Consider the following 22,609-nt stretch of genomic DNA (forward strand, 5'->3'; position numbering starts at 1 on the left):
ATCCCGAACCCCCGGCAACGCTTCACGCCGACTTCGTCCAACCCCTTGCCGAAGCCTTAGCGGAAGGTTAACGTCCCGCACCGCACGGCCCGTTCGAGCCGCGGTCGCCCGCGGCCGGCATGCACAGCGCACTCAAACCGCCTACAAGACAAGGACGTCACCATGTCGGCATTGAGCAGCAACTGGGACCGTCGATCCGTACTGCGGGCCGCCGCCGGCCTCGCCGCCCTCGGGCCGCTGGCCGCCTGCGGCGGCAACAACGGGCGTTCCGGGGGCGGGGGTTCGCAGGAGCTGGTCCAGTACTTCCATGCCTACGGGGAGGCGGGCACCGAGCAGGCCGTCAAGAAGTACGCGAAGGCCTACGACAAGGCGCAGGTGACCACGCAGTGGATCACGGGCAGCGACTTCGAGAGCAAGCTGTTCGCCTCGCTGCTCACCGAGAACGCGCCCGACGTCTTCGAGTTCCACCCGCAGATCCAGCTGGTCAGGAGCGGCCAGGTGGCGGACCTGAGCGACATCGTGGGTCCGGTCAAGGACGACTTCAACCCGGCCGACATCGCCTCGCACACGGTCGACGGGAAGATCTACGGCGTCCGGATGATCGACGACCCCCAGTTCTTCTTCTACCGGCCCTCCCTGCTGGAGAAGGCCGGGGTCAAGGTACCGACCACGCTCGACGAACTCAGCGAGGCCGCGGCGAAGCTGACGACCGGCAAGGTCAAGGGCCTGTTCATCGGCAACGACCTGCACGCGGTCATCAACCCGATGATCTGGTCCGCGGGCGCCGACACCCTCGACGACAAGAACCAGATCGCCTACCACACCGAGGGGGTCAAGGAGGGGCTGACGGCGATGCGGAAGCTCTTCACCAGCGGCCACCTGCTCCTCGACGCCCCCGCCGACTACTGGGACCCGTCGGCGATCAACCAGGGCCTGTGCGCGATGCAGTTCTGCGGGATGTGGGCGATGCCGCAGATACAGAAGGCGCTCGGCGACGACATCGGGGTCTTCCCCTTCCCGAAGGTCACCGACGCGGGCAAACCGTCCGTCTACAACGGCGGCTGGTCGATGTTCGTCAACGCCAAGAGCAGACACGTCGACCTGGCCAAGGAGTACGTGAAGTGGCTCTGGATCGACCAGAAGAAGTACCAGGAGGACTGGTCGCTGTCGTACGGCTTCCACATCCCGCCGCGTTCCTCGCTCGCCGCCTCCGCCACCAAGCTCAAGTCCGGCCTGCCCGCCGAGGGAGTCGAACTCTTCGGCCAGTACGGGCACTTCGACAACATCGGCTGGACCCAGTCCATGATCACCGCGCTTGAGGACGTCTTCGCCAACTGCGTCCGCAAGGACGGCGATCCGGAGGCCGCGCTCGACAAGGCGGACGTGACCGTCAACCGCGAGCTGAAGAAGCTCTTCGGATAGACCGGCGGACGGACCCCGACATGTCGACCACCACGTCGCACGAAGTCCCGCGCTCCGCCCCGGCCGAGGCCACAACGGCCCGGCCCCGGCGGTTCCGGCGGGACGGCAGCACCGTCAACTTCTGGCTCTTCACCGGCCCCTTCCTCATCGGCCTGATCGTCTTCGTGTACGTGCCGATCGGCTGGAGTCTGTGGCTGAGCTTCTTCGAGGCACGCTTCACCGTCACCCCCGACACGTTCGTCGGCTTCGACAACTACCGGCAGATGCTGGAGAACGGCAACTTCACCGGCTCGCTCGTGACGTTCACCGTCTTCGCCGCCTTCATCGTGCCGCTGACCTGGGCGCTCTCCCTGGGCCTGGCGCTGATGGTGAACCGGCTGCGGTTCATGAGGGCGTTCTTCCGGTCGGTGTTCTTCCTGCCGACCGCGTGCAGCTACGTCGCCGCCTCGCTGATCTGGAAGATGTCCATCTTCAGCGGGGTCCGCTTCGGTCTGATGAACACCGTGCTCGGCTGGTTCGGGGTCGAGAACATCGCCTGGCTGGCCGACCCCGACCCGCCCTGGTACTGGCTGGTCATCGTGAGCGCGCGGCTCTGGCTCCAGGCCGGCTTCTACATGATCCTCTTCCTGGCCGCCCTGCAGAACATCCCGCCGGAGCTCTACGAGGCCGCCGCGATCGACGGTGCCGGTCCCGGCTGGCAGTCCTTCCGCCACATCACCCTGCCGCAACTGCGGGCCACCTCGACGGCCGTGATCCTGCTGCTCCTCGTGGCCGCCTACCAGGCCTTCGACGAGTTCTTCAACCTGCTGTCGAAGACCACCTGGGGCCGGCCGCCGCTCGTCGAGCTGTACTACACGGCGCTGGGCCAGGCGCAGGACTACGGAGCGGGCAGCGCGGGCGCGGTCATCCTCACCCTGCTGATCTGCATGGTGACCCTGCTCCAGGGCACGTTCATGGGATTCGGACGCGGGGAGAGGGCCGAATGACCGCCGTCGCACCGAACCGCGGAACCCACGCCGCCGCGCCGCGGAAGCACCGGCGGACCGGCCGGGGCGGGACCCTCGGCAGCACCGGCCTGTACATCGCCACCGGGGTCGCCGGTCTGCTCTTCCTGGTCCCCTTCTATCTGCTCGTGCGCAACGCCCTGTCCACCGACGCCGCCATCACCGGCGAGAACTGGCAGTTCTTCCCCACCGACCTCAAGTGGGGCAACATCGGCGAGCTGTTCGACGACCCCACCGTCCCCTTCGCCCGCTCCCTGTGGAACTCCGCCGTCGTCGGAGTGCTGCACACCCTGGGCACCCTGCTGGTCTGCTCGCTCGCCGGCTACGGCCTCGCGCGGATCCCGTACCGGCACGCCGACAAGGTCTTCTACGCGGTGCTGGTGACCCTGATGGTCCCCTCCGCCGTGACCTTCGTGCCGAGCTTCGTGCTCGTGTCGTCGCTCGGCTGGGTGGACAGTCTTCGCGGCCTCATCATTCCGGGGCTTTTCAGCGGTTTCACGTGCTTCCTCTTCCGGCAGTACTTCTTGGGGTTCCCGAAGGAGCTGGAGGAGGCGGCGCGCATGGACGGGCTCGGCTACTGGGGCGCGTACTGGCGCGTCGTCGTGCCCAACTCCCTCAACTTCTTCGCCGCGATCGCGACCATCACGTTCATCAGCGGCTGGAACGCCTTCCTGTGGCCGCTGGTCATCGGCCAGGACCCCGACGCCTGGACCGTCCAGGTCGCGCTGTCCTCGTACATGACGAACCAGACCGTCAACTTCCATCTGATCTTCATGGCCACGGCCATTTCCATCCTGCCCCTGGTGTTCGTGTTCCTCTTCCTCCAGCGCTGGCTGGTCCAGGGAATCGCGCAGACCGGCATCAAGGGCTGAACTAGGAGACGCATGTCTTTCCGCATCGCCGAAGGAGCACCCGCCTCTCCCCCGTCACCCACCGATCACGTCGAGGACGTCTCCCCCGGCGCCGGCGTCCTTCCGCCCCGCGCCTGGTACGCGGCCTCGGACGCCCGGTCCCTCTCCCTGAACGGCGGCTGGGACTTCCGCCTCTCGCCCACCGCCGACGCCGAGGACGACTCGTTCGCGGCCGAGGGGTACGAGCCCGCGGGCTGGGCCGAGGTGGAGGTCCCCGGCCACTGGGTGCTGCAAGGTCACGGATCGCCCATCTACACCAACCACCTCTACCCGTTCCCCGTCGACCCGCCGCGGGTACCGACCGAGAACCCGACCGGCGACCACCTGCGCCGCTTCGACCTGCCCTCGGACTGGCCCGCGGACGGTGGTGCGGTCCTGCGCTTCGACGGGGTCGAGTCCTGTGCCCGGGTCTGGCTGAACGGCACGGACCTCGGCGTGTTCAAGGGCTCGCGGCTGCCGCACGAGTTCGCCGTGGGCCATCTGCTGAAGCCGGGCGGCAACGTGCTCGCGGTCCGGGTGCACCAGTGGTCGGCGGGCTCCTATCTGGAGGACCAGGACCAGTGGTGGCTGCCGGGCGTCTTCCGCGATGTCACCCTCCTGCACCGCCCGCCGGGCAGCGTGCTCGACTTCTTCGTGCACGCCTCCTACGACCATCACCAGGGCCTGGGGACCCTGCGCGTCGACTCCGACGTCGACGGGCGGGTCCTCGTGCCCGCCCTGGACGTCGATGTCGCGACCGGGACACCGGTCACCGTCCCGGTGCTGCCCTGGACGGCCGAGACACCCCGGCTGTACGACGGCGAACTGGTCACCGAGGGCGAGCGCGTCCCCCTGCGCGTCGGATTCCGCACGGTCGAACTCAGCGACGGCCTGATCAAGGTGAACGGCAGGGCCCTCCTGTTCAAGGGCGTCAACCGGCACGAATGGCATCCGGAGAAGGGCCGCGCCCTCGACCCGGAGACCATGCTCGCCGACGTGCTGCTGATGAAGCGGCACAACATCAACGCCGTGCGCACCTCGCACTACCCGCCGCACCCCGCCTTCCTCGACCTGTGCGACACCTACGGCCTGTGGGTCATCGACGAGTGCGACCTGGAGACCCACGGTTTCACCGAACAGGCCTGGCGCGACAACCCCGTCGACGACCCCCGCTGGACACCCGCGCTGCTCGACCGGGCCGCGCGCATGGTCGAACGCGACAAGAACCATCCGTCGGTCGTCCTCTGGTCCCTCGGCAACGAGGCCGGTACCGGGCGCGGCCTGACCGCGATGGCCGAGTGGATCCGCGGCCGCGACCGTTCACGGCTCATCCACTACGAGGGCGACCACGACTGCCGCGACACGGACGTCTACTCACGCATGTACGCCGATCACGCCGAGGTCGAACGGATCGGCCGGCACCAGGACGGCGGCGGACCGACGCGACGCCGGCTTCCCTTCATCCTGTGCGAATACGGGCACGCCATGGGCAACGGCCCCGGCGGCATCGCCGACTACCAGCGCCTGTTCACCTCGTACGAGCGTCTCCAGGGCGGCTTCGTCTGGGAGTGGATCGACCACGGCATCCGGGACGGGCGTCACGGGTTCGCCTACGGAGGGGACTTCGGCGAGGAGCTGCACGACGGGAACTTCGTGTGCGACGGACTCGTCTTCCCGGACCGGACGCCGTCCCCCGGGCTCGTCGAGTACAAGAAGGTGATCGAGCCCGTCCGCATCGACGGCGGGGACTCCTTCTCCCCGCCCGGTGAGCGCCGGGAAACCGTCGCGGGCTGGGACGGCACCGTGCGCGTCACCAACGGGTACGACTTCGCGGACCTTTCCGGCCTGGCCTTCGAGTGGTCGTACCAAGTGGACGGCGAGACCGTCGAGTCGGGCCCGCTCGCGGTGCCCGCGCTGACACCGGGCCGGTCTGCCGACGTCAAACTCCCGGCACCGCCCGTGGATCCGCGCGGCGCCGGGGCACAGTGGACGGTCCGGGCCGTACTGGCCGAGGAGACGGCGTGGGGGCCGCGCGGCCATGTCGTCGCCTGGGCCCAACTGCCCGTGGCGGAGCCCGCGTCACCGGCCGTCGCGCCGTCCGCGGTTCCGGTCCCCGGTGAACGGGTGATCGTCCTCGGACCGGGCACCTTCGACAGCCGCACCGGTGCACTGCTGTCCCTCGGCGGGATCGAGGTCACCGGACCCCGACTCGACGTGTGGCGCGCCCCCACCGACAACGACAACGGCGCGCACTGGCAGCCGGACGCCCGGTACGGCCCGCTCTGGCGCGCGCTGGGCCTGCACCGGATGCGGCACCGTCTGGACGCGGTGGAGGCGGGCGACGACTCCCTGACCGTACGCACCCGGGTGGCGCCCGCGGCGCGGGACGTGGGCCTGCGCACGGTGTACCGCTGGACCTCCGACGGCACACGGCTGCGGCTGACCGTGTCCGTGGCGCCGGAGGGCCGGTGGGAACTGCCGCTGCCCCGGCTCGGCGTCCGGCTCGGCCTCCCGGGCTCCGCGGACCGGGTGACCTGGCTCGGCGGCGGCCCCGGAGAGGGATACCCGGACACCAGGGCGGCCGCCATGAACGGGCATTGGGAGTCGACGGTCGACGCGATGCAGACGCCCTACGTGCGCCCGCAGGAGAACGGCGCCCGGCCGGACGTCCGCCGGGCCGAGATCGGCGGACTGCGGATCGAGGGCGACCCGGCCTTCTGGTTCACCGCGCGCCGCTGGACGACCGAGGAGCTGGACGCGGCCGGCCATCTGACGGATCTGCGCCCCGGTGGCACGGTCTGGGTCAACCTCGATCACGGCCAGCAGGGCATCGGTTCCCAGTCGTGCGGTCCCGGCGCCCTTCCGCAGTACCAACTGTGGGCAGCCCCGGCGGAGTTCTCGTTCGTGTTCTCCGTGATCCAGGGCTGAGGCCCACGGCCCGGGCGTGGCCGGACGGCTCTTTCCGGCCGTCCGGCCGCACCCGTCAGTGGTCGGCGCAGCAGGGTGTCGGGTCAGGGACCTCGAAGGGCACCAGGGTGCCGCCGGCGGCCGGCATCGCCGCGAGGACGAGACGGCCGTCGCGCCACTCGGGGCGGACGTGGTCGCGGGTGACCAGCCTCGCCTCCATGGCGGCCCCTTCGGGCGAGCCGAGCACGGCGACCTGGTCCACCGCGGAGACCTCCAGCAGCCGTGCGACGGTCAGGGCACCGGTCAGGGCGTCGGCTCCCGGGTACAGGACGGCACGGCCGCCCGTGCGCGCCCTGTGTTCGGCGGCCGCGTGGGCGGCTCCGGCCGCGAGTTCGTCGGGCCCGTGCCGGTCGCCGCCGAAGGCGACACCCAGGAGGGTGCCGGTCCCGGCGTCAGGACCGGCACCCGGCCCACCGGCTTCTCCGCCCCCGTCGCCTTCCTGGGCCCCGGCCCCGGCACCGGAACCGGCGATGGTGCCGGTGCCGGGCCTGCCGGAGCCGTTCTCCGTGAGCCACCGCCAGGCCGCACGGGCGGTCCGCTCCGACGGCACGGCGAAGGACAGCGCCGTGTGCGGCCGCCGCCCGTCCCGTACGTGGTGCGTGCAGCCCACGACGTCGGCGTGCAGGCCGAGTTCCGCGGCGAGCGCGCGCACCAGATGGTCGGCCTCCCCCAGGGCTCCCGTATGACCGGTGTCGACTCCGACGACGTACAGCTCGCTCACGACGGGAGGACCCACACCGGGTTGGAGTAGAACCACAGGTCCTTCCACGGGTCCGCGTCGCCGAGGACGTCCACGGCGGGACCCGCCGGGTCGACCGAGGCGCCCCGCAGACCGACGGCGGAGCGGTTGCCGTCGGTGCCGCGCAGCCGGACGTACACCGGGCGGTCGACGGCGCCGAGGTCGTAGGTGAGCCGGACCGTGCCGGCCGACTTGTTCACCTCGTAGGACTTGGCGACCCGCGCGGTGGGGGCGGTGAACGTGTCCCGGTCGGAGGCAGCGCCCGTGACATCGCCCTGGACGACGTCGACGCGGGCCAACTTGGGTACGAAGCCGGCCCAGTTGGGGCCACCGGCCAGTCCGATGTCCACGGTCAGCGTGACCCGGGTGCCCTTGCGTACGTGCAGGGCGCCGCCGAGGGTGGCCCAGCGGCCGCCGCCGGAGATCCTCGCGTCGAGGCCGCTGATGAGCTGCCCGTGGTCGACCCAGACCCGGCCGGCGCGGATGCCGTCCATCACGGCCGCGTAGGAGAATCCGTCGGAGCCCACGTGCGTGCGGCTGTACTGGCCGGGCCAGTAGTCGCCCTGGGTGGTGTCGATCCTGCCGCCGTAGACCGGGTCGGTGTGCCTGCCGTTGGCGGTGAAGTCGCTGTCCGGTCCGCCGCGTACGGCGGTGTCCGTGTAGACCTGGTGGGAGTCGGAGTTGGCGGTGATCCACCAGGGCTTGCCCTCGGCGAGGAGGCTGTCCCACAGGCCGCCGACGGTGGCGGTCATCCAGTCGAAGCCGCCCCAGGTGCGGTAACTCTCCAGCGGGTACCCGGCGAAGGAGTTGGCGCTCGGGCTGTTGTCGTACAGACCGCGCGCGACACCCATGCCGTACGTCTTCTCGATACCGCCGCCCTGGTGGCCCGGCGCGCCCTCGAAACCGACGGCGATCTGGTGGGACGCGGGGGTCGCGTCGCGCCAGGCACGGATCTCGTGCGGGGAGTCGAGGCCCTTGCGGGCGGGGTGGTTGGCCAGCATCAGGATGTCCTTGACGCGGCGCCGCTGGACCTGCTCGGCAAGGAAGTCGAGGCCCGCGATGGCGAGCGCCTCGTTGGCGGGCGTCGAGTCGGAGGCACCCTTGAGGCTGCCGTCGTAGTCGGTCTCGAACTGCTTGAGGACCGCGACCTCGTTGCGGCCGGGGTGGACGAAGACGGTGCCGTGCTCGGCGGCCGGGATGTTCCATTCGAGGCCCTGGAAGACGAGGGTGTCCCCGTAGGCCTCCCGGGCCGCCTGGATGTCCGGGTTGACCTTGTCCACACCGATCTTGGCGTGGGTCTCGCTGCCGTGGTCGGTGATGACCATCCAGTCCAGGCCGTGCGCGGCGCCCTGCCGGACCTGGTCACGGACGCGGTACTTGCCGTCGCTGCTGTACTGGGTGTGGATGTGGTGGTCTCCGGCGAGCCACAGGAAGCCGTTCTTTCTCCGGCCGCCCGTGGAGGCGTACGCGGGGGTGGCGGCCCCCTGCGCGAGGACGCCGGCGGTGGCGAGGCCGGCGCCGAGCAGTCCCGCGCGGCGCAGCAGGGAGCGGCGCGACCGCTGCTCGGGGGTGAGGGCCTCGTCGGGCACGGCGGTGTCGAAGGCGGCGGGCAGCGTGGTGCCCGTGCCCTCGTGGCCGTGCGGGTGGTGATGGTGATGCCCGTGCTCGTGTCCGTGCGTGTGGCCCATGACCGCCTCCTGAATCCCGCCCCGCCCCTGCGGACGCGTCATGAGGAGGTTCGGGGCGGCGCATGAACGGCGGGCGGCCCCCTCGTGTTCATGGGGCGACCTGGAACGGTCAACTGGCTTTGCCTGTAAGCCTGTTGCTCCACACCCTGTCCGTTGCGTCATGAATTCCGCGGAGTCGGCGGCCATGCGGGACTAGGCTTCTGCCTGGGTTCCCCAGGAAATGTTCCGTGGCTAAAAGGTGGTCCTCATGGCTCGTGCCGGACTCACGACCGAGCGGGTCGTGCTGGCGGCGGCCGATCTCGCGGACGAGATCGGCTTCGAGAACGTCACGGTGGCCGCGCTGGCCCGGCAGTTCGGGGTGAAGGACGCGAGCATGTACGCGCATGTGAGGAACGTCCGGGAGCTGCGCGAGCGCATGGCGCTGCTCGCGTCCGGCGAGATGATCGACAGGATCGCCACCGCGGTGGCCGGACGGGCCGGAAAGGACGCCCTCGTCGCCTTCGCCGACGCCTATCGCGCCTACGCGCTGGAGCGGCCCGGCCGCTACCGGGCCACTCACACGCAGCCCGACCCGGCCCTGGTCGCGGAGCGGCCGGAGTACCGCCGCACGGCGGAGGTCACCGCCGAGGTCACCTGTGGAATGCTCCGCGCCTACGGTCTGTCCGAGCCCGATCTCACCGACGCAGTGCGCCTGTTGCGCAGCACGTTCCACGGTTACTGCGCCCTTGAGGCCATCGGCGGATTCGGCGCCCCGCGCTCCGTGGAGACGTCCTGGAGACACGCGCTGGACGCACTGCACGTGACCCTGGAGAACTGGCCGCGCGCCGAGGACGGGGCCTGAGCGGCGCCCCTCGCTCCGGGCCCACGAAACCGGCAGGGGAGACCAACTGTGCGACGACGCCAGCACGGCTTCCAGTGCGCGGCCCCGGCCCATCAGCCGGGTGAGGTGCTGGATCGCGCCCGCGCCGGGGGTGCTCCGATTCCCACTTCGGGCCGGCCCAGGAGGGCGTTCTCCCGGGAGGCGAAGCGCATGTCGCAGGCGAGGAGGAACTCACTTCCCGCCCCCCGGACACGGCCGCGCAGCTTGGCGATGGTGACGGCCGGGAGCAGGCTCGGTCTGCGGAACAGCATGCCCAGGGAGGCATCGCCGGGGCCTCCGGCCTTCGCGGCCTCGGCGGTGTACTCGGGGACCTTTCTGTTCCTGTCATCGCTCGGGGCCGTCCCTCTCGTGGACGCGGTGCAGGGAGTGAGCTTTTCGCACGTTCCGCCACGCTGTGCCGCCTCTGGCCGATTCTCCTGATGACCCCGGCTTCGCGGCGGCTTCAGCCACCCGCCGTGGCCACCTGCACGACATCTCCTCGCAGCACGGCACGGGAGCGCAGTCTCTCCGGCTCAGGGGGTGGAGATACGGCGGTGCACATCCTCCAGCAGGTTCAATATCGCCGTCCGGAAGATCTCGGCCCGGTGGTCGCCGAGGAAGTCCGTGTGGCCGAACACCTCCAGGATGACCAGGCCGTGCAGGTGCCCCCACGCGCTCAGGAAGAGAGCGGTCGCGGCGGGCGGCACGGCTGCTTCCGGGCTCTCCGCCGGCATGAGTTCCAGGTGGGCCCGGAGCGAGGGTGAGAGCGGGGGGACGTCGGCCGCGGCGAGCTGCGCAGGGGTGAATCCGCCGAACAACTCGCGCTGGAAGGCCGCGCCCATCCGGCGGACCGCCCGGGTGGTCGGGCCGTCGAGAGGGGCCGCGTAGTACCGCAACGGCGTTCCGTAGAGAAGCTGGAACCGCTCCGGGTTGTCGATCGCCCATCTGCGATAGCCCTCGGCCGCGACCACCGTGCCCGGCAGGACCGAACCGTCCGCCTGGGTCCCGCCGTTGTCGACGGCGGCCCGAACGGCGTCGGCCAAGTCGTCGTACGCCTTGGTGATGAGCGCCGTGACAAGGGCGTCCCGGCTCGGAAAGTAGTGGTAGAGCGCCTGCACGGTCATGCCCAGTCCCCGGGCGATCGCGCGCAGGGACAGCGCGTGCGGCCCGTGCTCGGCGAGGTGGCGCTCGGCGGCGTCCAGGATCTCCTGGACGGCGACCGCACGGCGCCGCTGGCGCAGCGAGGACGGCGGGGGTGGAACCGTCACGGATTCATGTGCGGGCATGAGGAAAATCTAACACTGCCAAATGTTTTTGCCGCCCGCTAACTTCGTTCGTGGCGCCAGTTCCCCCCTCCCCTGTCGAACTCCCCTCTCAAAGGAGAACGGTCATGTTTGACCGCTTGGCCGAACTGGCCATCCGCCGGGCCCGGTTGGTACTCGCCGTCGCCTTCGTTGCCGTGGTCCTCATGGGCGCCCTCGGCGTCGGCGTGTTCGGCAAGCTGAAAGGGGGCGGGTTCGACGACCCGGCCTCGCAGTCCAGCCGGGCCGAGAAGGTCATCGACGGGAAGTTCGGCGGGGAGACGAACCTGGTCCTGATGGTCCGTGCGGAGAAGGGCCGCATCGACACGTCGGCCGCCGAGCGGAGCGGCCGGGCCCTGGCGGCCGGCCTCAGGGCGGAGCGGAACCTGCGGAACGTGGTCTCGTACTGGGACTCGGACAGCCCGGCCCTCCGCTCCGGGGACGGCCGCGAAGCCCTGGTGCTCGCCCATGTGAAGGGTGACGACACCCAGCGGGAGAAGAACGCCAGGGCCCTCATCGACAAATACACCGGTCCTTACGCGGGCGGGCTCGGCGTACGGGCCGGGGGCGGCGCCGCGGTGAGCGACGACATGTCGACACAGGTGCCCAAGGACCTCGTGCTGGCCGAGGGAATCGCCGTACCGGTGACTCTCGTCCTGCTCCTGTTCGTCTTCGGCAGCGTGGTCGCGGCCCTGTTGCCGCTGGTCGTGGCGATCGTCGCCATCGCGGGTACGTTCGCCGAGCTGACCCTCCTCGGGGGCGCCACCGATGTCTCCGTCAACGCGACCAATCTGACCACGGCCCTGGGCCTCGGCCTCGGCATCGACTACGCCCTGCTGATGATCAGCCGGTTCCGGGAGCGGCTCGCGATCGGGGAGGCCGTGGACGACGCCGTACGGCACACCGTGCGCACCGCGGGCCGTACGATCGCGTTCTCCGCCGCGACGGTGGCCGTGGCGCTCGCCGCGCTCCTGGTGTTCCCGCAGTACTTCCTCCGGTCGTTCGGCTACGCGGGAATCGGTGTCGTCGCCATCGCGGCCGTCGGCACCCTGTTCGTGATGCCGGCGCTGTTCGTCACCCTGGGGCACCGGGTCAACAGCGGGCGGCTGCCGTGGGCGAAGCCGGGGCGCGTCGCCACCCGGGCGCCCCTGTGGGGACGACTGGCCCGCACCGTCATGCGGCGGCCCGCGCTCACCGCGCTGCCCGTGCTCGCGGTGCTGCTGCTGGCCGCGAGCCCGCTGCTCGGCATCAGCCTCGGCACGCCCGACGAACGCGTGCTGCCCGAGGACGCTCAGAGCCGCCAGGTCGCCACGGAGCTACGGGACAAGTTCGAGGGAAGTGACGACGCGGCCGTCCACGTCGTCATCGACCAGCCGGTGGACAAGGCCTCGCTGGACTCGTACGCGACCGAACTGTCCGCGCTCAAGGGCGTCCTCCGCGTCGAGGCGGGCCCGGGAACCTATGTCGACGGTCGGTCCACCGCGGCCGGCGACGCCGCCCTCAGCCGCCCCGACGCGCAGCGGATCAACGTGGTGAGCGACCTGGTACCGAAGTCGGACGCCGCCCAGAGCCTGGTCGAGAACGTGCGGGCGGTCGCACCGCCCGCCGGATCACAGCCCCTGGTCGGCGGAGTCGACGCAGCGCTGGTCGACTCCAAGCACTCCGTCGGCAGCCGGATCCCGCTCGCCCTGGGCCTGGTGGCGCTCACCACCTTCGCCCTGCTCTTCCTGTTCACCGGCAGCGTCGTGCAGCCACTGCGCGCGCTGGTCCTCAACGTCATCAGTCTGGGCGCGACCCTCGGCGTCGTGACCTGGATCTTCCAGGACGGCCATCTCGCCTCCCTGTTCGGCGTCACCGCGCAGCCGATGGAGACAGCGATGACCGTGCTGATGGTCTGCATCGCCTTCGGACTCTCCATGGACTACGAGGTGTTCGTCACCAGCCGGATCAAGGAACTCCACGACCAGGGCGAGGACACCGAGACCGCCGTCGGGGACGGCCTCGGCCACACGGGACGCATCGTCACCGCGGCGGCCTGTCTGCTCGCGGTGAGTTTCTTCGCCTTCGTCACCGCCGAGGTCAGCTTCATGCAGATGTTCGGCCTCGGCGCCGGACTGGCCATCCTCATCGACGCCGTCGCCGTACGCGGCGTCCTCGTCCCCGCCGCGATGCGCCTGCTCGGCCGCTCGGCCTGGTACGCGCCCGGCTTCCTGCGCAGCTTCCACGGACGGTTCGGTCTCAGCGAAGGCGGTCCCGCGCCCCGGCCCGCGGCTGCGTCGAAGCCACCGCGCCTGAAGAACTCGACGGAGGTCTGACCACGCGACCGCACCCCGGGGCGGCCACCGCTCGGCTAGAGCAACCCCAGATCGCCCAGTTCCTTGTGCAGGTCCGCGCGCGGGTTGGTGGGGTCCGGGTTCGGGGTGCGGCGGGCGGGAGACCCTCCGCCGTCGGATCGGGTGGGCGGCAGGGGGCGTGGGTGACGGTCGCGGAAGAGCCAGGCTCCGGCCAGGCCGCCGATCAGGCCGCCGAGGTGGCCGAGCCAGCTCACCCCGGGTGTCCCGGGTACCGCGACGGTGAGCATGTAGGCGAAGGATGCCGCCATGACGACACCGATCAGGGTGTCGATCAGGTGCCGGTCGAAGATCCCGCGGACCACGACGTAACCGAAGTAGCCGAAGATCAGGCCGCTCGCGCCCACCGTTTCCACATGGCCTCGTTCGAAGAACCACACCACGAGCCCGCTGGTCGTCGCCACCAGCAGGCTCAGTCCGAGAAAGCGGGCCACGCCTCGGTAGGCGGCGAGGAAGCCGAAGACGAACAGCGGGCCGGAGTTGCTCTCGATGTGCGCCCAGCTCCAGTGCAGGAAGGGCGCGCTGAGTATGTCGGGCAGCGTGCCGATGTCGCCCGACACCAGACCGTAGTCGCGCGAGAACGCGTAATCGTCGGCGTAGTTGGCCAGTTGCACCAGCCAGACGATCGCCAGGAAACCGAACATCACGAAGAACGCCTTCCGCGCCTCCGCGATCATCTGCTCCGCGTTCACCGGGCCGCTGTCCGCTCTGCCGCCCCGGCCCTCGTCCGGACCACCCATGACACACCCCCCTGCCCCGGCGGATCCGTTTCCGCCTCACTCCGAACTCTAGGGAACGGCGGTGACGTCGCCGCCGTTCAGGGGGGCGATTCCGCCGCTGCCGTCGAACCGGAAGCAGGCCGTTCCTCCGGCGGCCCAGGTCACCGTCACGTCGTACGCTCCGGACCCCGTGTCCTCGGGCGTCGTCACCCGCACGGACACCAGGTCCGTGAGCGGGAGCGGGTCCCGGTCGGCCGTGAGGCGGACGAGCGCGACGAAGAGGGACGGGCCGTCCTCGGTGACGCCCTCCCCCGTTCCCGACAGGCCGTGCACGGGCAGGAGTTCGGAGCGCGCGCCGTCGTGCGCGGCCCAGCCCGTGACCCGTACCGGCGTCCCGGGGTCCGCGCCCGACACCAGGTGGGCCCGGACCTCCACGGCCCCCCGCGCGACCACGACGCAGCCGGCCTCGACGCCCTCCGAGACGGTGTGCCGGGACGCCGCCCAGCCCTCACCGACGCCGAGCGGCACGATCCGCGTCCGGCCCGTGTCGGCACCGACGATCACGCTGTTGTCGTACGACGGGGAGGGCGCCGTCACCGTCGAGTAGGCGAGCCGCGTGTAGTAGGGGTCGTAGCGGACGTCCTCGCTGCCGTGGTTGTGGAGGCGGACCAGCCCGTCCGAACGTGTCGACTGGAGCAGCCAGTTGGGCGGTCCGACCGGGGTGACGGCGTCGACGCGTTCCGCCGGGCCCGGTTCCTCCGTGGCCGTCCAGACCTCGTGCTCCGGGGGCAGCAGCAGGGCGACGAAGGCCTTGCTCGCCCAGTACGGCGAGGCGGGGCCGGAATAGTGCTGGAGGAGCGCCTCGTCGGGCCCGTGCCAGCCGAGGGTGAGCAGTCCGGCGCCGTCCACCGCGCCCCGGTCGAGGAAGTAGCCGAGGGCGCCGGAGGCGAGGCGCCGGGTCTCGCCCGGTGACAGGGGCGTGCGGCCGGTGAGCGCGCCGAGCCACAGGGGGGCGGTGGCCGCGAAGCGGTAGGTGAGCGAGCGGCCTTGGAGCATCGGCGCGCCGTCACCGCCGAACAGGCGGGCGTAGTCGCCGAGATGGGCCTCCAGGCGGCCGGCGTACAGGTCGAGCAGCCGGGCGTCGTCCGCCAGCCAGGCGTGCAGCACCGGGTAGAGGTGCATCGCCCAGCCGTTGTAGTAGTCGAACTTGCGCCCGCGGCCGTCGGTGTACCAGCCGTCCCCGAGATACCACTGCTCGATGCGCTCCAGGCCGCGGTCGATCGCGGCGCGCGACGCCTCGGGCTCGTAGCCGATCTCCTGGAGGAAGCCGCCGACCGTCACCGGGAACAACTCCCAGTTGCAGGGCCAGGGTTCGGCTGTCAGCGCGTCACCGAGCCATGCGGCGGCCCGTTGCCGCACGCCGTCGTCCAGCCGGTCCCACAGCAGGGGCCGGGTCAGCCGCAGCGCCAGCGCGATCGAGGCGGCCTCGACGAGTGGCTGGCCGCGGTCCTCGACCCGGGGCCAGACGCCCGCCGTTCCGGCGGCCAGCCCCCGGGCGTACCGCTCCAGGACCTTCTCGTCACGGCGGAAGCCCGCCAGCAGCAGCGTACGGGCGTAGCCCTCCAGGCCGTCGGAGAGTCTGCCCGCGCTGCTCGTGCGGTCCCCGGGGAAGTGGTAGAGGGCCTGGTCGTCGGTGGCGTACGGGGCGACCGCGGCGAGCAGGGCATCGGCGGTCGCCTCCCAATGGGCGCGGGTGCGGCCGGTGTACGGGCTGAGAGAGCGGTCCTCGGCGGGTTCGACGGGCATCTCACGGGCTTCCTGTCCGGGCCGGGCCCGGCGTCTCGCGCGCCGGGTGTCCGGCGGGTGGCCGGGGTGGATACCTGGGGCGCCCCGGTTCCGGTCGGGACGCCCCAGGGGCTCATCCCACCCTCACCAGGGCCCTCGGCACCAGACGCAGGGCGAGGAGTTCGTCGCGGACCAGGGCCGCGTACACCGTGGCGCCGTGCACCGAGGTGTGGGTGTTGTCCCGCTTCTCGTTGTAGAGGTAGACCGCCTTGGAGCCCTCGACGCCCAGCGACTCGACGAGGGCCTTGGTCTTCGCCGTGAGGTCGATGAGCGGCACGTTCTCGGCGGCGGCGACCGAGCGCACGACGGCCGGGTGGTCCACGCCCAGGCCGTTCACCAGCAGCGCGGTGCCGTTGTCCAGGGTGCCGTCCGCGTTGAACCAGCGGCGGACGATCGGAGTGACGAGGACGGGGACGCCGCCCCGCGCGCGGACCCCCGCGACCAGCGTCTCGAGGTTCGCGCGGTAGGTCGCCTCGTCGGTCGTCTTGTCGTTGTGGGCGAGCTGGATGAGCACCAGGTCGCGTTCGCGGATCAGCGTCCGGACCGTCGGGAAGAGCGCCGGGTCGGCGAGGTAGGTGACCGTACTCTCCCCGGAATCGGCGTAGTTGGCGACCGAGAGGCCCTTCCTGAAGTACTGCGGCAGTTGCTGGCCCCAGCCGGAGTACGGGTCGCCGGGCTGGTCGCAGACGGTCGAGTCGCCGACCAGGAAGATCTGCCGGGTGCGCGTGCGGCCGTCCTCCCGCCGGTCTGGACCGTGTCCCCCGGGGAGGGCAGGGGTCACCCGGATGCCGGCGAGCGCGGGCGCCGGACCGCCGATGACCAGGTCCAGGCCGGGGGTGCCCGCGGGACCGGTCGGCTCGCCCTCGGGGGTGCGGACGTCGACGGTGAAGGCGCGCGCCACCGGCCGGCCCGCCTCGGTGGCGGTCTCGGGGAGCAGGGAGCGGCGGGTCTCGCCGCTGATGGACGTACTGGCCGCGGCGGGTCCGCCGAGCAGCACGCTGACGTCGTACGTGCCGGGCGGGACGTCGAAGTGGCAGGCGGTCGCCGTGCAGTTCTCCGTGCCCGGGCCTGGACGCCCCGCCTGGGCCCGGGCCGGGCCGGCCGACAGGGCACCGGCGGCGGCCACCGCCAACAGCGGCACGGCGATGGTGAGGCGTCTCATGGGCGGCTCCTCCGGCAGGACAACGGGACAGCGGGACAGCGGGACAGCGGAACGCGGAACGCCAAGGCGAGAAAGCAAGAAAGCGACAGGACGGTGCGGCAGGACGGTACCGCTCATGGGCAAGCGCTTTCTAGTGCGCGGCCGAATTTCATACGACTGCCAACTTCCCCTCGACGAAAGCCCTTTCGCGATGACGCTTCAACTGTCACCCTGCGAAACACCCGCACCTCCCCGCTCCCGAAGGAGGCACTCCCATGTCCGGATCCCTGAACAGGCCGGTCCGCCGCCGCGCCTTCGTACTCGGCGGCGCTGCCGCCGCCGGCACCGCGGCCCTCTCCGGGCCGCTCGCCACCGCCGCGTCCGCCGCGTCCTTCGGCTGGAGCGACGACGGCTCGAACTACGTCGTCGACACCGGCGCGAACCTCGTCTTCAAGGTGAGCAAGGCGAACGGAGACCTGACCTCGCTGGTCTACCGGGGCACCGAGTACCAGGGCTACGGCGGCAAGAACTCGCACGTCGAGTCCGGCCTCGGCAGCTCCACCGTGACGATCAAGCAGTCCGGTACGACGATCCTGATCTCCGTCGTCTACGGCACGCTCAAGCACTACTACGCGGCCCGCAGCGGTGAGAACAACATCTATCTGTGGACGAACAAGGCCGACACCTCCGTCAGCGCGACGCGCTACATCGTGCGGGTCAAGGCCGGTCTGTTCCTCAACGACGAGCCCGATTCCTACACTTACGCGCCGACCGTCATCGAGTCCGCGGACGTGTTCGTGAAGTCGGACGGGCAGACCCGCTCGAAGCACTACGCGAAGCGCCGTGTCATCGACTACTCCGCTATCGGCTGGACCACCGGAAGCGTCGGCCTGTACGTCGTCCGCTCCAACCACGAGAAGGCCTCGGGCGGCCCGTTCTACCGTTCCCTGCTGCGCCACCAGAGCACGGACGGCGGCGGCCTGTACGAGATCCTGTACTACGGCGAGAACCAGACCGAGGCCGAACGCTTCGGCCTCCAGGGCCCGTACGTCATCGCCTTCACGGACGGCGGCACCCCCTCCACGTCGCTGTACCCGGGCACGCTGACCACCGCGTGGGCGGACTCGCTCGGCATCTCCGGGTACGTCGCGGCGAGCGGCCGGGGCAAGGTCGCGGGCGTCGGCATCTCGGGCCGCGACACCGCGTACGCGTACACCGTCGGGCTCGCCAACTCGGCCGCCCAGTACTGGGGTTCGGCGCGGTCCTCGGACGGTTACTTCTCGATCGGGGGCGTCCTGCCGGGGACGTACACCCTCACGGTCCTCAAGGGCGAACTCGCCGTCCACACCACCTCGGTGACGGTCACGGCCGGTGGCACGACCACCCTGAACACCATCGCCATCGCCTCCTCGAACGACCCGGCCAACGCGACGGCGATCTGGCGGATCGGCACGTGGGACGGCACGCCCGCCGGGTTCAAGAACGCCGAGCTGATGACGTACGCGCATCCCTCCGACGTCCGGGCCGCCGCGTGGACCGGCAACGTGGTCATCGGCAGCGGCAGCGAGACCGCGTCCTTCCCGGCGTACATCTGGAAGGACGTCAACAGCGGCCTGCTCGTCTACTTCAGACTGACGGCAGCTCAGGCCGCCGCGGCGCACACCCTGCGGATCGGTGTGACCACCGCCTACGCGAACGGCCGGCCACAGGTCACGGTCAACAGCTGGGTGTCGTCGATCCCTTCGCCGCCCGCCCAGCCGAGCACCCGTTCGCTGACGGTCGGTTCGTACCGCGGCAACAACACCACGTTCACGTACAGCGTGCCCGCCGGCGCCTGGCTCGGCGACACCAGCCAGTACAACGTGCTGAAGATCGACGTGGTGAGCGGATCGGGGACGACGTCGTATCTCAGCGCCGGGACGTCGATCGACGCACTGGATCTGCTGGCCTGACGCCGGGAACGCAGGCCCCTTCCCGGAGGCGCGGGACGGCACCCTACACACCGGGTCGGGTTCGGAACCGGCAACGAGACGTCCGTGCCGCTGGACCGGCGCAGCGCGGCCCACGCACAGGAGCAGGAATCCGACCCCCGGAAGGCACCGGCCGAAGTACCCCTGAGGGACCAGCCGGGGGCCGGAGCCTGACCGTCACGCGACCGTGTGCTCAAGTCCCGCGCGTCCACTGCTGGTTGGTGCCTCCGTTGCAGGTGTACGTGATGAGCGGGGCGGAGTTGGCGGTGGAGGCACCGGACACGTCCAGGCACTCGCCGGACGCCCTGGCCTTGAGGAGCACGTAGCCGCCCGATGCCGTCACCGACCACTGCTGGGCGGTGGTGCCGGAGCAGTCCTCCTGGCTGACGCCGGTGCCGTTCTCGGTCAGGCACAGGGAACTGCCCCGGCCCATCAGCTCGTAGTAGCCGCTGCCGAGGGACTTGAACCAGAACTTCTGGTTGCCTCCGCCGTTGCAGGTGTACTGGGCGAGCGCGATCCCCTGCCACAGCGACTGGTTCGGGACGTCCGCGCACTTGCCGGAGTGACGGGCCGTCAGGGTCTCGTAGGTGGCGCTCGTCGCGCTGATGGTCCCGGCGGCCGCGTCGACACCGATCTCCGGCGACCAGGACAGGGACATCGTGGTGGACGTCGGGAAGGCGAGCGGCAGCCAGACGTACCGGGAGTCGTCGACCGTGCCGCCGAACGCGTTGCCCCAGCGGTCGCCCATGTAGAGGTAGGAGGTGCCCGAAGTCCCCTGGACGGGAAGGACGTACGCGGTCTGCGAGCCGTACGCCGTGGAGTCACCGACGTTCGTCATCGCGCTCCAGGGGCCGGCGAGCGAGGTGGCGGTGGCGTACTGCTGCTGGTTGGGACTCCAGCCGGTGGCGGCCGAGGTCAGCATGAAGTAGACGCCGCCCCGCTTGAACAGCGCGGGTGCCTCACGGTGTCCGCCGTGCCAGGGGTCGGCGACCAGGGCCGCGACGCCGGTGTAGTCGGCGGTGAGCCGGTAGATCTGGAGGTCGTAGTTCTCGCGGGCGGCGGAGACCATGTAGCCGGTTCCGTCGGTGTCGACGAAGGTCGTGATGTCACGGGACATGTACTGGCCGAGCGGCTGGAAGCTGCCCCGATAGGCATAGGCGCCGTCCACGGTGTCCGAGACGGCGACGGCGGCACGCGCCTCGCTGTAGTCGACGCCGTTCTCCTTGTGCATCCACATGACGAACGTGCCGTTGGACGCGTTGTACATGACCTTGGGCCGCTCGATGTAGGCCGTGCCCAGCTCGGCGGCACTCGACTGTGTCAGGACGTGGTTGCGGAACTCCCAGTTCTTCAGGTCGGTGGAGCGGTAGGCGTCGACGTACCGGAAGGTGTTGTCGGCGTTGCGGTTCTCGCCGAACCAGTAGTAGTAGCCGCCCACTTTGAGGACCCCGCCGCCGTGCGCGTGCACCGGGGCACCCGAAGTGTCCGTGAACTGCGTGCCGTTGGTGATGGTCTGGACAGCCGCCAGGGCGGGGGCGGCGGCGAGAAGTCCCCCGGCGAGGGCGAGACAGAGGGCGACGAGGAGGGCGTACAGGCGTCTCGGCGGGTGCCGATCGGCGCGGGTTGCGCGTGGGGCGGGTGTGGAGCGCGGGGCGGGGATGGTGCGGCTCATACGGCTCATGCGGTGACCGTCCGTCCGGTATGCCGAACATCATCTGCGATTACGAACATTGCCGTCGGAGAAAGTAAGCGCGTACTACGAAGAGGTCAACGGGACGGACGGGGCCGGTCCTCAGAACTGGGGCTCCTGGGCAGGCCGGGTGGGGCTCCGGGGCAGGCCGCCGGACCGGCGGCCCGACGCGAGACGGCACGCTCTGGCGTACGCCTGGACCAGTGGGCGCCGGTCGTCCGCGCGCCAGGCGAGCGCCAGTCTGCTCGGCGCGATGCCGTGTACCGGGCGGGTCACGACACCGCCCCGGGTGAGCAGCGGCGCGTTCCCCGCGGCGAGCAGGCAGACGCCCCGGCCGTCCACCAGGGCCTCGTACGTCTCGTCGGCGTTCGCGGCCTCGGCGCCGATCCTCGCCGGGTGCCCGAGGCGGTCGTCGAGCGCGAGCCAGTACGCGCGCAGCACTCCGGCGGACTCGGGGATGGCGATGAACGGTTCCTCGAGAAGGTCCGCGAAGTCGATCTCCTCGCGGTCCGCGAGGCGATGCGTGTCCGGCAGCGCGACATGACGGGGTTCCTCTGCCACCACCACCCACGCGAAGCGTTCCTCGTCCGGCATCGGCAGCCACACGAACGCCACGTCCACCGAACCGTCCGCGAGCCCGGCGCTGGAGTCCGCCCAGCTCACCTGCCGCAGTTCGATCCTGGCGTCCGGACACGCCTCGCCGAACCGGGATCTGATGGCCGGCAGCAGGCCGCCCCGCCCCGGGCTGGTGCTCATGCCGACGACCAGGGTCGCCCGTTGCTCGGCCTTGGCGCGTTCCAAGGCGTCGGCCGCGCCGGCCCACTCGGCGAGGACCCGGCGCGCATGAGGCAGCAGGGCTGCGCCCACGGCGGTCAACCGCACTCCCTGGTGGTCCCGTTCGAACAGCTCGGCACCCAATTGCCGTTCCAGCGCACGGATCTGCTTGCTGAGGGCCGGCTGGGAGACGAAGAGGCGCTCGGCGGCGCGCGTGAAGTGCAGCTCCTCCGCGACGGCGACGAAATAGCGCAGGTCCCGCCCGTGAACGTCCATGGCCATAACCATGAGTTATCACGAAGGGTCTTGGACGGGCGAGCGGGCGCGGGGCCAGGCTCGACTCATCGGAAGCAGGACAGCGGACGAAAAGACGACCAGGGAGTCGGACATGAGCAAGGTATGGCTGATCACGGGCGCGAGCAGCGGTTTCGGCCGGGCGTTCACCGAGGCGGCCGTCGGCCGGGGCGATGTCGTGGTGGCCACGGCCCGCAGGCCCGAGGCGCTGGCCGGTCTGGTGGCGGCTCACCCCGATCAGGTCGAGGCGCTCGCCCTCGACGTGACGGACCCGGCGGGCATCGACTCCGTCGTGGCCGATGTCGTCGAACGGCACGGGCGGATCGACGTGCTGGTCAACAACGCGGGCCGCACTCATGTGGGCGCCGCGGAGGAGACCACGGACGCGGAGCTGCGGTCCCTCTTCGAACTGCACTTCTTCGGGCCCGCCGCGCTGGTACGGGCCGTGCTGCCGCACATGCGGGAACGGCGCTCGGGGGCGATCGTCCAGATGAGCAGCATGGGCGGGCAGATGACGTACCCCGGGTTCGCGGCGTACTGCGCCACGAAGTTCGGTCTGGAAGGCTTCTCCGACGCGCTGGCGGCCGAGGTGGCGCCGCTCGGCATCAAGGTGCTGATCGTGGAGCCCGGCGCGTTCCGTACGAACCTGATGGGCGCGGCCGGGGCCAGCGAGGAGATCGCCGACTACGCGGACACGGTGGGCCCGACCCGGCAGGCCGTGGCCGCCGGTGACGGGGACCAGCCCGGCGACCCGGCGAAGGGTGTGGCCGCGGTCCTGGCCGCCCTCGCCGACGACCGCACTCCGCTGCGGCTGCCGCTCGGCGGAGACGGGGTGGACGCCGTCCTCGGTCACCTGGACGCGCAGCGCGCGGAGATCACCGCCTGGGAGAAGCTCGCGCGGGACACGGCCTTCGAAGCGTGAGACACCGGCGGTCGGGGCCCTGGTGACCGGGCG

General features: G+C 70.8%; 17 protein-coding genes. 8 read left to right on the plus strand and 9 right to left on the minus strand.

All coding sequences use genetic code 11. The annotated features are described in order from the left end of the window. Nucleotides 1-162 precede the first annotated feature (162 nt). Genes OG780_RS10215 through OG780_RS10230 form a run of 4 tightly spaced genes read left to right on the plus strand, consistent with a single transcriptional unit; the run spans nt 163 to nt 6,244 of the window. Nucleotides 163-1,422 carry an ABC transporter substrate-binding protein gene (locus OG780_RS10215; RefSeq protein ID WP_328446832.1) on the plus strand — a complete coding sequence of 420 codons (1,260 nt, stop codon included), beginning with the start codon at nt 163-165 and terminating at the stop codon, nt 1,420-1,422. A 20-nt stretch (nt 1,423-1,442) separates the two neighbouring features. Beyond that, the gene (locus OG780_RS10220; RefSeq protein WP_328446834.1) at nt 1,443-2,408 is read left to right on the plus strand and encodes a carbohydrate ABC transporter permease; all 966 of its coding nucleotides are present in this window, start codon (nt 1,443-1,445) and stop codon (nt 2,406-2,408) included. Then, the gene (locus tag OG780_RS10225) at nt 2,405-3,298 is read left to right on the plus strand and encodes a carbohydrate ABC transporter permease (protein WP_328446836.1); all 894 of its coding nucleotides are present in this window, start codon (nt 2,405-2,407) and stop codon (nt 3,296-3,298) included. Before OG780_RS10220 ends, OG780_RS10225 begins: the two co-directional genes overlap by 4 nt. A gap of 12 nt (nt 3,299-3,310) precedes the next feature. Continuing rightward, on the plus strand, nt 3,311-6,244 hold the full coding sequence (locus OG780_RS10230) for a glycoside hydrolase family 2 TIM barrel-domain containing protein (RefSeq protein WP_328446838.1): 2,934 nt from the start codon (nt 3,311-3,313) through the stop codon (nt 6,242-6,244). A 55-nt stretch (nt 6,245-6,299) separates the two neighbouring features. Here the strand turns inward: OG780_RS10230 and OG780_RS10235 are convergent, their stop codons facing one another. Then, a complete protein-coding gene (locus OG780_RS10235; RefSeq protein WP_328446840.1) occupies nt 6,300-7,004 on the minus strand; it encodes a hypothetical protein in 705 nt (234 codons plus the stop codon). Next, the gene (locus OG780_RS10240; protein WP_328446842.1) at nt 7,001-8,710 is read right to left on the minus strand and encodes a PHP domain-containing protein; all 1,710 of its coding nucleotides are present in this window, start codon (nt 8,708-8,710) and stop codon (nt 7,001-7,003) included. The genes OG780_RS10235 and OG780_RS10240 overlap by 4 nt, the downstream gene beginning before the upstream one ends. A 247-nt stretch (nt 8,711-8,957) precedes the next feature. Here OG780_RS10240 and OG780_RS10245 point away from each other — a divergent pair, with 247 nt between their 5' ends. Further along, nucleotides 8,958-9,551, plus strand: coding sequence for a TetR/AcrR family transcriptional regulator (locus OG780_RS10245; protein ID WP_328446844.1), 594 nt, complete (start codon nt 8,958-8,960; stop codon nt 9,549-9,551). Between the two features lie 92 nt (nt 9,552-9,643). Here OG780_RS10245 and OG780_RS10250 read toward each other — a convergent pair whose 3' ends face one another. Together OG780_RS10250 and OG780_RS10255 are read right to left on the minus strand one after the other, a co-directional pair. After that, on the minus strand, nt 9,644-9,841 hold the full coding sequence (locus tag OG780_RS10250; RefSeq protein ID WP_328446846.1) for an enoyl-CoA hydratase-related protein: 198 nt from the start codon (nt 9,839-9,841) through the stop codon (nt 9,644-9,646). 261 nt (nt 9,842-10,102) lie between these two features. Then, entirely contained in the window at nt 10,103-10,855 is a 753-nt protein-coding gene (locus tag OG780_RS10255) for a TetR/AcrR family transcriptional regulator (RefSeq protein WP_328446848.1), read from the minus strand. 104 nt (nt 10,856-10,959) lie between these two features. Here OG780_RS10255 and OG780_RS10260 point away from each other — a divergent pair, with 104 nt between their 5' ends. Beyond that, nucleotides 10,960-13,185: an MMPL family transporter gene (locus OG780_RS10260; RefSeq protein ID WP_328446850.1), complete on the plus strand. Its 2,226-nt coding sequence runs from the start codon at nt 10,960-10,962 to the stop codon at nt 13,183-13,185. 35 nt (nt 13,186-13,220) lie between these two features. Here the strand turns inward: OG780_RS10260 and OG780_RS10265 are convergent, their stop codons facing one another. The 3 genes from OG780_RS10265 to OG780_RS10275 all read right to left on the minus strand — a co-directional run bounded on the left by OG780_RS10265 (nt 13,221) and on the right by OG780_RS10275 (nt 16,947). Then, the gene (locus OG780_RS10265; protein ID WP_328446852.1) at nt 13,221-13,961 is read right to left on the minus strand and encodes a rhomboid family intramembrane serine protease; all 741 of its coding nucleotides are present in this window, start codon (nt 13,959-13,961) and stop codon (nt 13,221-13,223) included. 48 nt (nt 13,962-14,009) lie between these two features. Next, nucleotides 14,010-15,746 carry a DUF2264 domain-containing protein gene (locus OG780_RS10270; RefSeq protein ID WP_328446854.1) on the minus strand — a complete coding sequence of 579 codons (1,737 nt, stop codon included), beginning with the start codon at nt 15,744-15,746 and terminating at the stop codon, nt 14,010-14,012. A 112-nt stretch (nt 15,747-15,858) separates the two neighbouring features. Further along, nucleotides 15,859-16,947: a rhamnogalacturonan acetylesterase gene (locus tag OG780_RS10275; RefSeq protein WP_328446856.1), complete on the minus strand. Its 1,089-nt coding sequence runs from the start codon at nt 16,945-16,947 to the stop codon at nt 15,859-15,861. Between the two features lie 254 nt (nt 16,948-17,201). Here OG780_RS10275 and OG780_RS10280 point away from each other — a divergent pair, with 254 nt between their 5' ends. Beyond that, complete coding sequence (locus tag OG780_RS10280; protein WP_328446858.1) at nt 17,202-18,878, plus strand: rhamnogalacturonan lyase B N-terminal domain-containing protein; 1,677 nt, start codon at nt 17,202-17,204, stop codon at nt 18,876-18,878. Between the two features lie 211 nt (nt 18,879-19,089). Here the strand turns inward: OG780_RS10280 and OG780_RS10285 are convergent, their stop codons facing one another. Together OG780_RS10285 and OG780_RS10290 are read right to left on the minus strand one after the other, a co-directional pair. Further along, nucleotides 19,090-20,577, minus strand: a complete 1,488-nt coding sequence (locus OG780_RS10285; protein WP_328446860.1) for an RICIN domain-containing protein — start codon at nt 20,575-20,577, stop codon at nt 19,090-19,092. Nucleotides 20,578-20,688: 111 nt separating this feature from the next. Further along, a complete protein-coding gene (locus tag OG780_RS10290; RefSeq protein WP_328446862.1) occupies nt 20,689-21,642 on the minus strand; it encodes a LysR family transcriptional regulator in 954 nt (317 codons plus the stop codon). Between the two features lie 106 nt (nt 21,643-21,748). Here OG780_RS10290 and OG780_RS10295 point away from each other — a divergent pair, with 106 nt between their 5' ends. Then, a complete protein-coding gene (locus OG780_RS10295; RefSeq protein WP_328446864.1) occupies nt 21,749-22,576 on the plus strand; it encodes an oxidoreductase in 828 nt (275 codons plus the stop codon). Nucleotides 22,577-22,609 lie beyond the last annotated feature (33 nt).

The organism is Streptomyces sp. NBC_00386 (assembly GCF_036063235.1).
In the GTDB taxonomy this organism is placed as follows: Bacteria; Actinomycetota; Actinomycetes; order Streptomycetales; family Streptomycetaceae; genus Streptomyces.